Origin of the sequence: Dyella monticola (genome assembly GCF_003363155.1) — a bacterium.
GTDB classification, from domain to species: Bacteria; Pseudomonadota; Gammaproteobacteria; order Xanthomonadales; family Rhodanobacteraceae; genus Dyella_B; species Dyella_B monticola.
In genome coordinates, this window is sequence record NZ_QRBE01000002.1 from 187,608 (window position 1) to 203,848 (window position 16,241).

Annotated in this window: 6 protein-coding genes; all 6 read left to right on the forward strand. The window is 60.9% G+C overall.

The window, feature by feature from the left end; translation table 11 throughout:
- Positions 1 to 522: 522 nt before the first annotated feature.
- The 6 genes from DWU98_RS04705 (at position 523) to DWU98_RS04730 (ending at position 16,022) form a co-directional block, all read left to right on the forward strand.
- The gene (locus DWU98_RS04705) at positions 523 to 9,276 is read left to right on the forward strand and encodes a Tc toxin subunit A-related protein (RefSeq protein WP_115494341.1); all 8,754 of its coding nucleotides are present in this window, start codon (positions 523 to 525) and stop codon (positions 9,274 to 9,276) included.
- Between the two features lie 36 nt (positions 9,277 to 9,312).
- On the forward strand, positions 9,313 to 11,151 hold the full coding sequence (locus DWU98_RS04710) for a hypothetical protein (RefSeq protein WP_115494342.1): 1,839 nt from the start codon (positions 9,313 to 9,315) through the stop codon (positions 11,149 to 11,151).
- A gap of 30 nt (positions 11,152 to 11,181) precedes the next feature.
- The gene (locus tag DWU98_RS04715; protein WP_115494343.1) at positions 11,182 to 11,712 is read left to right on the forward strand and encodes a hypothetical protein; all 531 of its coding nucleotides are present in this window, start codon (positions 11,182 to 11,184) and stop codon (positions 11,710 to 11,712) included.
- A gap of 31 nt (positions 11,713 to 11,743) precedes the next feature.
- The gene (locus DWU98_RS04720) at positions 11,744 to 12,592 is read left to right on the forward strand and encodes a hypothetical protein (protein ID WP_147293217.1); all 849 of its coding nucleotides are present in this window, start codon (positions 11,744 to 11,746) and stop codon (positions 12,590 to 12,592) included.
- A gap of 96 nt (positions 12,593 to 12,688) precedes the next feature.
- The gene (locus DWU98_RS04725) at positions 12,689 to 13,837 is read left to right on the forward strand and encodes a phosphotransferase family protein (RefSeq protein ID WP_158544969.1); all 1,149 of its coding nucleotides are present in this window, start codon (positions 12,689 to 12,691) and stop codon (positions 13,835 to 13,837) included.
- Positions 13,761 to 16,022 (forward strand): lanthionine synthetase LanC family protein, encoded by a 2,262-nt coding sequence (locus tag DWU98_RS04730; RefSeq protein WP_115494346.1) that lies wholly within the window; start codon positions 13,761 to 13,763, stop codon positions 16,020 to 16,022. Before DWU98_RS04725 ends, DWU98_RS04730 begins: the two co-directional genes overlap by 77 nt.
- Positions 16,023 to 16,241: the final 219 nt, after the last annotated feature.

The window sequence follows — 16,241 nt, forward strand, 5'->3', positions numbered from 1 at the left end:
ATTCCAATGCGGAAAGCAGACTTTCAAGTTAGCCAACGCGGTCCACGCGCCCTCATTGTCATCGCACAATCTTCACATTTGTAGGCGGATAGTCCCTGCGGTCGTCCGCCGCTGCGCGGTTTGAGGCGACATACCGAAATCAGCGCTGGGGGGCACTGATGTCAGGGAAGACAGGGGATATAACGGTGCGTCGGTGCCTGTCCACAGCGACAGGTTTACCGATTTTTGGGTTCGGTAAACAGAATGCTGCTGCGTGGGTGGCATCGCCCTTCCTCTTATACGAGACAGACGTCTTTACGGCTGATAGCCGCTATCGCCGCTCTCCAGCAACGGCAGCCATCGTGGTGCACCGAATTGAACACGGTTCGGTTTCGCTTTGGCCTGGTTTCGCCTCTTGCTCTTCACCGATTCACATCACTGCGGCCAACCGCGCGTCGCTCGCGATGCGGACGAAGGCCTGTGCGCGGTCGCGCATAGCCAAGGCCAAGGTGATGCGCATATCCCTCAATGGAGTGACGCCGTATGAAGATTGCTGACCCGCAGCTGGATCGTTTCTTTCGGGAGAACCCCGATTTCGACGTGACCACCTTCGACTTCATTGCCAACCAGACTGCGCTGCACGGAAAAAATATCTCCGCTGACAGCGCGACGGCGATGGCCGCGCTCCAGAGCTACCAGCGTCTGCTGGAGCTCAGCGATAGTCAGCACGTCGTATATACCCTGCGGCAGAACGGCTTTCACAGCGCACATCAGATCGCAGCCATGCCTGCGGAGCAATTCGTGTCCCGCACGAGCCACTGGCTGGACGGCGCGCTTGCCTCGCAGGTTCACGCGCGCGCGCTGGACATCAAGCACAAGATAACGCACCTGTGGGCAAATCTGATGGCGGCGCGCGGCGGCTCTGCCTTTGCGCAATGGCGCGGCGCCACGGTTGACGAAGACACACTGGGCGAAATTCAAGCGTTGCCCAGCTACAAGGATATGTTCGGCAATCAGAACTATTGCCAATGCGAGTCGTGCAAGTCGATTTTCGGTCCCGCGGCATATTACGTCGATATCATGCGGATCACTGACCGCTACGTCAGTAAGACCAATGAGACGACCATCCCTCCCGGCTATGCGTTGTCGGAGCGCCGGCACGACCTGTTTACGCTGCCGCTGAGCTGTGCCACCACCAACGACCTTCTGCCCTACCTGACCATTGTCAACAAGACTCTCGCAAAACACATTGCAGAGGAATCCAAGCAGGATGACGTGGCCCGATACCTGGCGACCACGACTTATCCGTTCGTCGCTCCTCACAATCAGCCATTGCGGCGCGTGCGTTTGACGCTAGGAAGCTTGGATCTGAGTCTGGCGGTGCTGTATGCCAGTACCAGCGGCCTTAAGAGCGAAGATCCGAGCGCCTTGGCGCGGGAATATCTGCAACTATCGAGCGAGCAGGCATCGTTCGTTGCCACGCCGATCACAGGTACGCCTGGCCTGCAATTGGCGTGGGGCCTGCGCACCGCCGGGCTGGACACCCTGAATCAGCTCGAGGTGTTTTCGCGCCAGTCAGGACTCACGCGCGCACACATTACCGAATTGACTCGGCAGGAGCTCAGTGCGGCCGAATTCGATGCCGGGCTGGCACACAACTTCTGGTTCAACCTCAGCCTGCCTGACTCACAAGCCGTGTGCATCGTGCTTGGCACGACCGCACCGGACACGATCGCCCATCTAGATTCCCAGACGCTCGACGCTATCAATCGCTATGTCCGACTCAGCCGGTGGAGCGGCATCAGCTTCGCGAACCTCGGTTATGCCCTGTCCAGCCTGCGCATCGGAGCACTCGATGCCCACGCCTTGCACAAGCTGGCGACAGCGCAAGGCGTTGTACAGGCATTGGGATGGAGTTGGGCGCGCGCTTCGGTTTTGTGGAATGTGATGTCCACGAGCGGCCGGTACGACGCCGACGTGATGATGTCGGTGTTCGACTGGGTATGGAATAACCCGGTGGTACGTGGAGACGGCGCGATCTACCACCCCGAAGACAACGCCAATCCGCTATACACCGACGAAGAGATCGTCGACTGGCACGTCGCCGAATCGAAGACCAGCGACAACCGTTTCAATATCTCCCGCCTGCGCGCCGGCTTGCAGTTAGATGCCTCCAACCTCATCGAGCTCGCCACGCTGGCTTTCCCTGATGAAGACATTGTTCCGCTCAATGTCCCTAATCTGTCGACGCTTTATCGCATCGCTTCGCTGGCCCAGGCTTGCCAGCTCGACATCGCCGATTTCGGTATGGTGGCCGGCTGGTTGCAGCTTGATCTGACCGAACCGCTGCCTGCGGATGCCGTCTCGCTGCTGTTGCTGTTCGCAACGTGGTTGCAGCAAGTTGCGCTGGACCCGCAGGAGCTCGCCTTCTTTGTCGATCAGGAAGCTCTGCCGGAGAGCGCAGGCCTCACGGCGCCGGTCTACGCCGATATGCAAGTTATCTGGTCGCAGGCTGCCAACGTTCTGTTTGCACCGGCTCAGCTCCTGGGTGACACCGTCGATGCCGAACGGGCATTGTTGATCTACGCGGCGCTCTTGCTTCTGACGCCTACACTCCTCATCGAGGTGGGTGAGGCATATAAGCGCTACGTACCGAATGCGCCCGCTCCTCCGCTGTCGCTGGTCCCACGGCGCGTCGACGCACAATCGCTAGAGCCGCTGCGTAAGTCGCCACTATCGCTGACCGCAGCGCAAGTGCAGCAGATTGTCACGGCATTGAATACCGCTCACGACGCACAGGTCGAAATACTCAATAGTGGCTTGGCCGGCCTGCTGGACAGCTCGGCGACCAGCATCGCGGCCCTGGGCGGGCTGATCACGGCACAGCCTGGCGCTCCGACCTGGATCGGCCGCTTGCTGCGACCGAGTGCAGCGAGCTGCGAGGAGTGGAAGCAGATCTCTGACACGCTGGGTGCCCTGCTCCGCTTGGACATGGCTTGCCGCGCTTTGGGCATCGCCGATGCGGTCGTCGTGGCTATCACGTCCAATCCTGGCGCTTTCGGGGTCACGCTGTCCGAGCTATTCAGCCTGGACACCGTGCGCGCGCTCACGCGCTATGTCGATACGCGTCTTCGACTCCGCCTTACCGATGAAACCTATCTGCCCTATCTGGCGACGCCGGACGACAGCACCTGCAAGGAGGGGAAAAAAGCCCAAGCACTCTGTCTGCTGACCGGCTGGCCGCAGAACGACTTGTGCGGTGTGGTCACGGCATTGGACGCGGATGCGACGCTGTACTCGGATACGGAAGGCTTGTCGCGTCTGGCCACCATTTTCGATCTCTTGGCCCGGGGCGGCTTCAACAGTGCCGCATACAAGATTTTCCTGGCCAGTCGGCAATGGAATTTGAGCGGCGTCGATGGCGAGAACCACTGGCAAAAGTGGAAGGACTTGGCAGACACCTGCGAAGGAGCCGCCGCGGCGTTCCTCGGCAAGACGTGGCCCGACAAACAGGCCGATCTCCAGCCCACCTTGCTCGAAGCACAGCGCGATGCGCTGCTCCCTACCCTGCTCTGGTATTTCCAAGTCAGCCATAAGGAGATCACCACGCCAGACCGGCTATCGAGCTACTTGCTGCTTGACGTGCAGATGGGCGGTGGCAACCAGACATCTCAAGTAGTGGAGGCCACCGGTGCGGTGCAGATGTACTTGAACCGCGCGCGTGCGAACCTCGAACCGGGGATCGAACACCTGCCCATCCCCCACATCTGGTGGGAATGGCTCACCACCTACCGCACATGGGAAGCCAACCGCAAGGTGTTCCTCTATCCAGAGAACTACCTGATACCAACCCTCCGTTCGTCCAGCACCACGCTGTTCCAAGCGCTCGAATCGGACCTGATGCAGGTCAATATCACGCCCGAGCGCGTGACCGCGGCTTACCGCACCTACATGCAAGGGCTCGACCAGCTTGCCTCGCTGCAATTCGTCGACGCCTTTCGCTGCACGGTTATCGACAGCCAGCGCGGCGATATCGATACCCTCTTCCAGTTCGCCCGTACCAGCACTGCACCCTACGAATATTACTGGACCAAACAGGAACGCGGCGCGGCATGGGCGCAGTGGTCGCGCATCGACGTCACCATCAAGTCACCTTACGTCACGCCGGTCTACGCCTTCGGCCGGCTATTCGTGTTCTGGGTAGAAACCAGCGTGGTGTCGAGCACTGCGATCGAGACGGACAAGGGCGACACCCGCTCAAAGAACAGCGTGGTGCACAAGGCCGCGATCCGCTACAGCTTCATGGATGCCAGCGGCAAATGGGTGGGTGATCAGACGCTGGCTCCGGAACAAGTGGTGTATGTCGCACCTAACGAGGTGAAGCTGTCGCCACAGTCGGGCTACGGCATCTTCGACATGAATAACCTGTTCTGGCACAAGTGCAACGTACAGGTGTTCTCAAGTAAGGCGCCGATCGGGCCGAACAGCGACGTGCGCATCGACGAAAAGATCGCCGTGCTTTACGGCCCCTTCCTGGAAAACAGTTCCAACGGCACGAAGATCACTGTCAACGCGCCGGACGTCGGCAGCCAGCGCAACCCTGCCGTGGTCCAGTTCGAGCTGGATACCTATCGTCGATGCCGCATCGTCAACCAGGCCATCGCCTCCAACATCCGCGGCGTCGTGAGTTTGCGCGAGCCGCTGGTGCTCAATCGGGAACTGCAGCGCGACTATCTGTTCATGCGCACGGAGTTTCTGAATTTTGCCGACAACTACGCCACCGGCGTGCCTCCCACCCTACGTCCGTTGTACGACTACGCGATGAACCGGCTGTACGCCCAGCCGACTCTCAATGTCTTCCGTAACAACTACTACGGCGACTGGAACAACACCATCGAGACAGCCGCTCTGCGCAGCCAGATCAAGGCGAGCACACTGCTGTTCAGAGGCGTGGACGCCAACGCTGCGCAGAAAATCATTGATGACCTGCAGGCTGCTGGCTATGTCAGCGCCGCCGGCGACGGCAACTATACGGTTGCGCCTGGCTTCAACGATAACGCGGACTTCGGCGCCATCCTGTTCGGCGCGCAGAGCCGGGACGAAGACATCATCCGCCAATGGATCAAACGATGCCTGCTGGTGGCCAACATTGAGCAGCACGCGGTGCAAGTCACCACGTTCCAGATGACGGCGCTGGGCGAGTTCGCTGCCGATCAGGCGCTGAAAGATTTGCGCGCTGAAGGCATCGTTGCCGATGACGGCTACGTGACACCCGCTTTCAGCTCGCGTACCAACCTCGCCAGCATCCTGATCGACGCCCCCGACCACGCCTCCATCGAATTCGCGCTGCGCAGCATATTGTTCATCGCCATGGGCAGTCCGTTGCTGCTTGGTGCTCTTGCCAATCGCACGTGTACCACCTACGTGGTGAAGAACCAGCCAGCACTGTTCGTCGGCAATGTCGGCACGGAAAGCTACCTGATCGCTCCCGATACCGAGCGCGGGCCATGCATGGACATCCAGGCGCGTGTAGTCGGCCTGACAACCAGCCAGTCGATCACTAAAGCGTCGTTCATCAGCAGCGATATCTCGACGGCCGAATCGGCGACTGTATTTGACCAGCTTTTCAACAAAGACTTCATCAATGCAGATGGCTACCTGCTGCGTCCGTTCCGCGGCGAGGAGGATCTGTCGTTCCTGTTCGACAAAGAGCCGGCCCAAAGCCGCCAGATCAAGACGGCCCAGGTCCGCGTGGTTCTGATCGACTTGCCGACGATGACTCGCGTGTCCTATTACGCGGAAAACGACGACATAATCATTACGGACACAAGCTTCATCCGAATGGGCCTCTCCGCCGCGCAGTCCAAGCACGTATTCGATACGTTGCGCTTGCGCAAAGTGATCGGGCCGCAAGGGTACATCTCGCCCAACTATGATCCGCTTGGCGATCTCGGCGACTTGTTCCCGGATGAGCCGCCGGAGAAGGCCGCACTGCTTACCGCCGACGTTGCTGTGGTTTTGCAAGGCTATGTGAACAACACCTGGCGACGCGGCATTCAGGACTTGAGCTATCGCTTCACGCGGCTAACGACCGGGGCCGTGCCACGCTTGACCACGGCATTGCAGGTCGGCGGCGTCGACGCGTTGCTCGACCTGCGGCAGCAGCAGGCGCCGGTCGTACCGCAGGTGCCGTTCAGCAGCTACGGTCCGGGCGAGCGTGTTGTGCCTCCTGGCCAGGGCGATGCCGCCCAGGTCGACTTCGAAGGTGTCTACGGCATTTATTTCTGGGAGCTGTTCTTCTTTACGCCGCGGCTGATCGCCGACGCCCTGTTCCAGGCCGGCGACTTCCCCTCGGCGCTGCGCTGGTTGCAATACATCTTCAATCCGACCCAGCGATTGAGCGAACTGTCGCCCCGCGATTTCGGCACGCCTGACATCGACGAAGCGCAGGCGAAGCAGGCATTCGATGCCCTCAAGGTCAACGGCGTCATCAGGCACGACAACCAGGTCGCACGCAGCTACACCAGCAAGACCAATCTCAGCTATTTGTTCCCCAGCGTCACGGAAAAACCGTTGCGCACGCGCATGATCGAAGAAGTGCGCAACGTACTCTTCAACCACCAGACGGCCGACCTGGGTGGGCAGTTCTGGCGGTTCCAGCCGTTCCGCAACCATACCCAGCAATCGCTGGTGGCCACGCTGACCAATCCGGTGCAGATCGCGCTATACAACAGCGATCCGTATGACCCCTACGCGATCGCACAGCTGCGCATCGGCGCCTTCGAGAAGGCCACGTACTGCAACTACATCGACGTGCTGGTTGCCTGGGGCGACAGCTTCTTCCAGCGCAAAACGCGCGAATACCTCAATGCGGCTTACCTGCTCTATGTCATGGCCAGCGACCTGCTGGGGCCGCGCCCCGAACCGGTCGGCCCTTGCACGGATCAGTTGCCGGTCACCTTCGAGAAGATCCTAGAGCGCTACAACGACGATCCGAGCGGCATCCCGCAATTCCTTATCGAGATGGAAAATCTGCTGGCCGTTCGCGGCTCGCAGCTGCCGACACCGCAACTGGCCGGTGGTGCGTTCAATGACGTGGACGCCCTGTTCTGTGTGCCGCACAACGACATGTTGCTGGCGCGCTGGGACATCGTGGAAGATCGCCTGTTCAAGGTCCGCAACAGTCTCGACCTCGATGGCAATCCATTGCTGCTGCCATTGTTTGCAGCGCCGATCGATCCGCTGGCGCTGGTGCGGGCGGCAGCGGCCGCAGGCTCCAGCGGCGGCTTCGCGCAGCTGGCGATGAAACCGCCGACTGCCCAGGTATTCCGCTTCCCGACCCTGATTGGCAACGCGCGTGGTGTGGTCGGTGACTTGCAGATGCTGGGCGGCGAACTGGAGCAGGCACTTACCGCGCAGAGCAGCGAAGCTTTCATGATCCTGCAATCCACGCACGAACAGCGCCTCGACCGGGCACAACTGCTGTCATTCGAAAAGCGGACCAAGGGAGCGCAATCGTCGCTGGAGGCATTGCAGGCAAGCCGCGCGATCACTGAGCAGCGTCGCAAGTATTACGCCGACCTCGCATCCAACGGCATGATCGCCGCGGAAATTCTGTCCATTACCTTCGGCTTGGCCTCGCGCATCGCCAGCTTTTCGGCGATCGGCTTCGAAACCGGTGCGGCGATCTTCGCCCTCGCACCGCAAGTGGGCTCGCCATTCGCCATGACGTATGGCGGCAAACAGGTAGAGCTGGGCCTGCATCGCACCGCCGGCACGCTGAATCAGGTGTCGACCGTATTCGACACGGCCAAAGACCTGACCGACAGCATCGGCCAGTTCCAGCGCCTGAAGGCCGAGTGGGAGCAGCAGAAGAGCGAGGCGGAAAAAGAACTGGTGCAGATCGATAAGCAGATCGCGGCGGCACAAGCGGAGGTCGCCTCGGCCAATGCGGATTACGCGGCGCACCAGGTATCAATGGACAACGCCAAGGCGCAGCAGGCCTTCTTGCAAAACAAGTTCGACAACCCCGATTACTACGCCTGGCGGGTCAGTCGTGCATCGGCGCTCTATTACCAGGCCTATCAACTGGCGCTCAAGGCGGTCGACGCCGCGCAGAGCAGCCTGCAATGGGCGCTGGCCAGCACCGAGAACTATCTCGCCAGCGATCCGTGGGACCCGTCTCGCCGCGGCCTCATGGCAGGCAACAGCCTCAACCTGGCGCTGGACCGCATGGAGTTTGCCTATTCGCAGAAGGACATTCTGCGCCAGGAAATCACCAAGGAAATTCTGCTCTCGCAGATCAATCCGGCGCAGCTGCTGCGTCTGCGCAGCGAGGGCGTAGCGGACTTCGAATTGAGCGAAGCACTGTTCGACTTCGACTTCCCCAGCCACTACTGCCGCCGCATCAAAACCCTCGAAGTCAGCTTATTGCCGGTGGACGAAAACGGCGCCTTCGAAGAAGCACATGCGATCATCATCCAGACCCATAACAAGATTCTGCGGCTGCCAACTCCCGCCGGATTGCAATACATGCTCGATAACAGCGGCGATCCGGGTGATGCGGTCTGGCAGGACTGGCGCGCCAACCAGACTGTCTCGCTGAGCCGGCGCGCCATGGCCGACGGCGCCTTCATCGAATATTTCGGCGATGGCGAGAAGCTGCAGCGCTTCGAGGGCACGGGTGCCGTTTCGCACTGGCGCTACCAGTTACCTAAGGCCACCAACCAGTTCGACTTCTCGGCGATCGAGGACGTCAAGCTGACCTTGCGCTACACCGCGCTCGACGCCGGCGCCACCTACCAGCGACGGGTGGAGGAAGCGCTATCGGGTTCTCGCTATAGCGCAGCGCTGATGCTCAACATGGTGGCCGTCTACGAAGACCGCTGGAACGAGTTCATCGACGACACCGCTTCCGCGAAGAGCCAAACCCTCTCCTTCGACGTGGCGAACAGCCTGTTCCCGCCCCACACCACCGGCCTCGTCGTGGACGAGGTGATCGTGGCGATGGTGGTTGGCGATGGCATCTCCCTGCCGGCATCGGCGAGCTTCATGTCGTTATCCGCCGGAGACCAGGCGGTTCAGGCCATTCCCACCCTTGGCCTGGCCGGCAGGGTCACTTATGCGCAGGTTGGCCGGGACGCAATCACCGGCCGATGGAATCTGACCTTCAACCTGGATGCCATGAAAGCCAACAAGGAGCTGGCCCGCTTGCTAGATCCAGACGGTCACATCAGCGCCGACGCACTGTTGAACATCTTCCTTTCCGTGCAATTCACTGCCTCGGTTTTCAAGTAGAGGCAGCGCACGCCATTAACCAACAAGGAATACCCCATGGCTAACGACGCGTGTCAAAAGAACATCCCGCCCGGCACCAGTCTCTGTACCGAAAATCACTGCGAAGTTTTTCGCGAATCCTCCACCATGGCCAAATGGTGCAAGTGCAAAGGCTGGGATGGCAAGGACCTTCCCGACTGCAAGCCGCAAGGAGGCTCTTTCCCGGTGGAGGCCGGTGAATGCTACAACCGCGCTACCGGCGAGCGAATCTACAAAATCACCATGGATGGTTGCCTTCAGAAGCGCGACTCAGACCGCGATTGGTCGTGGCGTGCCTGCTACTGCTGTTGCTCCTGCTTTGCCTGGGGCACGCGCATTACCGTCGCGCCAGGTGCCTACCGCGTCGTTGAATCCATTGGCCTTGAGGATCCCGTCCTGACTACCCGGGTCAGGGTCGTTAACGGCAAGCCGGTACTGGATTGGATTTCGCGGCCGGTCACGTTCTCCGACGGCATGGAGCCGGCCGACAACCAAACGGCCGTGCTGTTGCAGTATGGCGAGCAGGGTGAACTCGTGGTTACCCCGGACCAGCCGATGCTGATGGCCGATGGCGCCCTCAAGACCGCCGACCGCATCACCTTGGACGATTACCTGGTCGACTATCACGGCGACCCCGTCAAGGTGACCGCCGTCGTGCTGGGCAGATACAGGGTCGGTTTTCATGCGATTTCGGCGCAGCAATTCGAGAATCAGGAGGAGGCGGGCTGGTTCCTCGAAGCCAACGGCGTGGTCGCCGGCGACCATATGGTGATGGCGATGCAGGATGCCGACACGATTGCTGCCATGTTCGTGGATAGTCATGACGAACTGCCGAAGATTGGCACCGATGATTATGCCGCCAGCGCTCGCAATACCGTTTCCGCATCCGCCGCGCTGAGTGAAGGCGCTCATGAGATCGTCTCGCTTCATTTCACCCCGTTGGACGAACTACTCGCGTTGCAGTCGCCGGTGCCTTTCGGCGCGACCCCGTACATCACTCAAAAGCAGGCGCGCGACATCGCATTGAACGGTACCTTCCGCGGCTTGACCGAGACCTTCCTGGTCAACGAGTTCAAATATTTCGCCTCGTTGTTCAAGGCCTTCTATCCGCGTGTGAATTTCTATCTGAACTGGGAGGACCTCAATCCCAACGCCTTCGCGTTCAACGCCTACGGGCAGGACACCGTCTACGTATCAGGGCAGTTGCTGCGCCTCAATGGCATGTTCAAGCAGGGCCTGGCCATGATCATGGCGCATGGCGCAGCGCGTTTTCTGCCTAGCGAGACGACCAACGACTCCGGTCTGCTGTGCACCGGACCTGCCGACTACAGCGGCGCCAACCAGATATTGCAGACGCTGTTCTACGGCGACTATATGAGCTGGGCGATGGAGGGCTATCAGCAGATCAAGCGGATGTTCAGTCTGATCGATCCGGAAAACCTGCCGGGCTACGAGATGTGCTCGACACCCTCGATTCCTTGCCGCCTGGAAACCATCAACGCAGCCGTTTCCGGCCTTCCGCTGCCCGCTTGCGCCGGCGGCCCGGTGCCGGGTGCACTCAGGCTGGAAAGCGCCGTCTGGACCGACTACGAGCAGGCGTTGGCCATCAAGGTCGACTTCAACCTGCGCTTGCGCACGAGCACTGCGAGCAATCCGCTCAACTACCGTCTGACCGATGAGCAGAACACCGCGATCACCATCGGCCTGGTGCAGTTGGATGCGCGCGATCGTTCGGTTGCGTGGCTCATCATCGATGGCGGCGAACCCGAGCAGGAACTGACGCTCACGGTAAGGGATATCCTTGCCGACAATGGCTCGACGCTCGATCCCGAAGCCACCAGCACCACGGTGCAGTAAGTGGGACCGCATGCCAGGGAGACATGTGCCATGACTATCGACTCGCAAGACACCTACGCCTCCGAGGGACAGCTCTGCGCGGAATTCGGCGAGCTGCTCGGCCTGGGCGAACCGGTTTCGCCTGATGTCCTCAATGCGGCGTTAGCCAGTGAAAGCTATGCGCGCAGCTTGCTGAGCAGCCGGCGGACACCGCAGATGTTGCGCATGCTGCTCGCCTCGCCGCCACAGCGTGCCATCCGCAAGAGCGAGTTCGGCACGATGGAATTATTGCAGCGAGGCAGCCGGGCGATGCTCGCCTGGTCCAAGAGCGGGTTTTCCACCACCGATCCGGTGGAACGCCAGCAGCGCACGGAGGCTTGCCTCGCCTGCCCGGACCGGCGCGCCGCGGGCAATCATCTGCTGCAAGCCACACGTTCGGAACTGGGCGTGTGCGGCCTCTGTGGCTGTCCGTTGTCGCGCAAGGTGAGCATGAAATCGGAAACCTGCCCGGGTCGATCGACAGACGATCCTGCACATAACCGCTGGGGCCAAGCCGTCACCACGACAGCCACGCCAGCATAGACATCTTTTTGGAACAGGAGAGGAGCACAGCATGACACAACAATCACTCCCATCAGCCGGCGACACTGCGACGCCTGGTTTTGCAGCCATGCTTTCGGGACGCATCCTGGAGCAACACCTCCAGGCGGCAACGCGGAGCGCAAGCAGCAAAGCGGCATCGTCCTCCGGCAGCAAGGGCGGCGGCTCCGGCAGCGGTGCGGCGAGTACCCAGGCCAAGACGTGCAAGCCGACCCGCAATCCCTGCTGCAAGCCGACCAAGCCGCCGCAATGCCGTGACGTGGTAGCTGCCAAAGGAACACAGACCAAAACCTGCAAACCGACGCGCAATCCCTGCTGCAAGCCGACCAGGCCACCGCAATGCCGTGACGTGGTAGCTGCCAAAGGAACGCAGACCAAAACCTGCAAACCGACGCGCAATCCTTGTTGTCGCGCCAGCGAGGAATTAGTCCTCGACACGGATGTCGTGCTCTCCACCAAGGCCAAGACCTGCAAGCCCACGCGCAATCCCTGCTGCCGCCCTGGCGAAGAAGGCGTCGGTCACGAAGCCGTGCGCGGCACGCAGACCAAAACGTGCAAACCCACCCGCAACCCCTGTTGCAAGACGCCCGTTGCATCAGCGGCCAACGCCACCGTGGCGACCGCCAGCACCAAGACCAAGACATGCAAGCCAACGCGTAATCCGTGCTGCAAGCCGTCGCCCGAATCCGCAGCCAAGACCACCGTGGGAACGACCAGCACCAAGGCCAAGACCTGCAAGCCGACGCGTAACCCCTGCTGCAAGCCACCGGGAGCACCGGCACCTGCCAGTACCAAGGCCAAGACGTGCAAGCCGACCCGCAATCCCTGCTGCAAGCCAACCAAGACGCCCAATTGCAAGTAGTCTGTTCGACGCGGCCGTAGGCCGTGATTCATGGCAGTGCCGGGTACCCGCAGCGTACCCGGCGCTGCTTTTTGCCGTTACCGGTGGAATGCCTGCTTGATACTTACACGTCACAACACCTTGCTGTTCCTGCTCAACCATCGGCTGATATCCGCGCAGGATCTGGTTGAGCACGCGCTTATCGTTCGCAGTCACACGCAGCGCAACCGCGGTTTCAGCGTGACCTGGCACAACGGCCAGGGTTATTACGTCAAGCAACACCAGCCCGATGCCGGACCATGGGAATCGCATTCCAGCGTGGTGAACGAAGCACGCATTCTGCAAGCTCTGCAGCGTGGCGGCAGCTCACCGACCCCTATCCCGGCGTTGCGCCTGTTCGATGCGCAACGTCAGGCATTGGTCATGGACTGGCAGCCGGATGCCGTTCCCTGCGCCGACCTGGCCATTGTGGACGGCCAAATAGATCCGACCGTGGCTGCCATGTTGGGTACGGCCCTGGCTGGCCTTCATGCATATTTGGCGAGCGCGGGTCATACCGATAGTCATGGCCAGGCGTTTTCGAACGACCCGCCCTGGGTGCTGCAATTTCATCGTCTGCATCCGCTGGCCGGCGAAGACCAGAGCTGGGCGCAGGCACGGCTGGTCGCCCTGATCGGGCAGCAAGAAGACATACTCCCCGCGCTGGCAGCGCTCGCTGCCAACTGGCCGATCGGGCAACTGATCCATGGCGACATGAAGTGGCAGAACTGTTTGATGCGCGCCGCCACTGACGGCGCCACGAACTGTGTCTTCATCGATTGGGAAATGGCAGCGCTCGGCGATCCTTTGTGGGATCTGGCCGGTCTTGCGCAATCGTGGTTGAAGACCTGGCTGGACGGTGTACCGGTCGACGCTGTCGACAGCCAGCAGGATCTCGCTTCACGCGGCGCAGCCAGCTTCGCACCATTCCAGCAAGCGTTGAGCGCGCTGTGGCAGGCGTACCTGGCCGAACGCCCCGGCGTCAGCCGAACGCACTTCGTCGCACTGTGCGGCGCCCGGCTGATCCAAACGCTATACGAAGAAAATGATGGCGAGATCAATCTCTTGCCCGCACATCTGATGCTGTTGCAACTGGCGCGCAACCTGCTGCTGCAACCTGAAGAAGGCGCCACTTACTTGCTGGAGCCCCATGGACGCCCCTCCCGATCTCACCCGCCCCTGGTGGATGCACCACGCCGCTCTGTTCGAAAACCTGCATTGCGATGACCAAGGCTATCTGCATGCCGATGGCCAGCGCTTTGCACCGCACGCAGATGCACAGGTGTTCGAAGCGACATCGGCGCACGACGATCCGCGCGTAGTCACGTTGCGGCAGCACCTCTATCAACACTACTACGCCGCCTTCGATCCCTCGACCCTTGACGCGCCTGCGGTGTGGCAACCCGATTCAACCGCCCCACTCGTGTCCGGACCATGGCACGTGTTGGAGCAGTTGCAGGACGGCGCCCTGATGGCCCAGCGCGGCACGTTGGTGCGTCGGCTCGAGCCAGGCGAATACTTATTCGATGGCGTTCCCGCGCGCGCCGGCCGCCGTAGCCGGGTAACCCGGCAGCGCCCTCGCTGGAGTACGCAGTTGGATCCGGCGTTCCAATACCTTTTCGGTGAGACGGAATCGGACGTCTGCACCGATGAAACCATGGTGCGCTATTACTTTGCGCCACGTGCCGAACAACTCGGGCCACTGATCACCACCTTGCAGCAGACGCTGGATCAGGCCCGTATACCGTTCAGCCTCAAGTATCCGCTTGAGCCACAGGCCCTATCGCGTCGCGATGCCGTCGTTCTCTACGTCGGCGCGCGTCACGCGTACTCATCACACGCGAGGCTGGCCCTGCTTGCGCCCGAATTCGCCCGTTGGTTGCGGCCGGTGCACGCACTGTGGACCCAACCTCTCCTGCCTGGACTGAGCTTCGCCCAAGATCCGGAAGGCGATCTCAGTTTCGGAGAAAGCCGTTGCCATGCTTTAGCGCAAGGTATGCTCGATGCGGCCCATGCAAGCGATGGCGACGTTCTCTCGCACGTGAAGGCCAGTTTCGAGGCAGTGGGCATCGACTGGCAGGCACCCCATCTGGAACAGGACGACGAGGACCGTTTTGGCCTGCGCCAACTGCACTTCGCCCAAGCGAAGCGGCCCGTGACGACGGCCGCGCCTTCCATTGCGGATGCACGACTTTGGGAGGAGACGCTGGCCATCGGCAACCGGCTGTGCGCCGATGCGTTTTGGCATGGAAAGGCATGTAACTGGATCACCGACGATGCGGATGACGAGAGCGGTCAGCTAGCCGCTTTTGCGCGCACCATGAATGGCAGTCTTTACGACGGCACCCTCGGTGTGGCGGCCTACCTTGCGCAGTTGGCGCGCTATAGCGGTGATCCCGTGCACCGCGATACAGCCATCGGCGCCTTGTGGCACGCACTTCTGCAGTCGACGCCTGTTTCCATCAGCTTGTATGAGGGACGGCTCGGCATTGTGACCCAGGGCTTGGGGCTCGCCCGCCAACTGGACGAAGCGCCCTTGCAGGATGCTTATCTGCAAGCCGCCGATGCACTGCTGGATCAGCTACCCGATGGCGAAACCGACACGGATCTGATGCACGGACTGGCCGGTGCGGTGCTCGGCTTGCTCGGCATGGCACACGAAGCGCCATCATTGAGCAAACGCTGCATCGCCCGCGCGGATCAATACGGCGAACAGTTGATTGCACTTGCACAACGAACACCGCACGGCTGGCATTGGCCCTCCGACGGCCATGCCTTGGGCTTGTGTGGGTTATCGCACGGCAATGCAGGTATCGCGCTGGCTTTCGCTGCGCTCCACCGCGCGGCGCCCGCATCAACCTGGCAGCAAGCCATACGCAGTGCACTCGACTACGAGGCTTTCTGGTATCTGCCGCAACAGGCAAATTGGCCTTATCTGTTTCCGGAAGACGCCAGCAGCTTCGATGACCGACCCGATAGCTGCGGCATGGCCTGGTGCCATGGTGCACCGGGCATTGCCTTGTCCCGGCTTGCACTATGGCAACTAAGCAGCGAAGAAATCTACAGCCAAGCTGCGCTCGCCGCCTTCGACACGGTAGCGAGCGATCTGCAAAGTGCACATGGCAGCGCAGGCGACAGCTATACGCTCTGCCATGGTCCGGCTGGCAATGCCGACATGCTGCTCGATGCCGCCAGATACCTGCAGCACCCCTCATGGAAGAAGCTTGCCAGAGATATCGCCCGGCAGGGTGTGGAGCAACAATCCGGATCCTGGCGCAGCGGACTGGGCGTCACCGACGGCCATGCACTGGGGTTGATGCTTGGGCTTGCTGGCACCGGGTATTTCCTGCTGCGCTGTGCCGTCGATGATGCACCACCAAGCCTGATGTTGCCTTGCGGGTTGCTGTCGTGAGTGGACGAACAGGTGGGCGCGCATGGAGATCACCTAGGTAAAAAACGCTCATAAAGGCTGAGGCACTTTGAAGTGGCTTCGACTCGTATAAGTGCACCGCTCAACATCCACAGGCGCTTGTCTGCGATTGCCATGCAGCAAATACGTCAGCGTGACGACAGCTTTTGATTCATTAGCGGCGATGAAAAAACACCTTATTTTGCGGCGCCACGCGCAAAT

Coding starts and splice junctions, on each gene's coding strand:
- DWU98_RS04705 (WP_115494341.1), top strand. CDS start 523: ATGAAGATTGCTGACCCGCAGCTGGATCGTTTCTTTCGGGAGAACCCC.
- DWU98_RS04710 (WP_115494342.1), top strand. CDS start 9,313: ATGGCTAACGACGCGTGTCAAAAGAACATCCCGCCCGGCACCAGTCTC.
- DWU98_RS04715 (WP_115494343.1), top strand. CDS start 11,182: ATGACTATCGACTCGCAAGACACCTACGCCTCCGAGGGACAGCTCTGC.
- DWU98_RS04720 (WP_147293217.1), top strand. CDS start 11,744: ATGACACAACAATCACTCCCATCAGCCGGCGACACTGCGACGCCTGGT.
- DWU98_RS04730 (WP_115494346.1), top strand. CDS start 13,761: ATGGACGCCCCTCCCGATCTCACCCGCCCCTGGTGGATGCACCACGCC.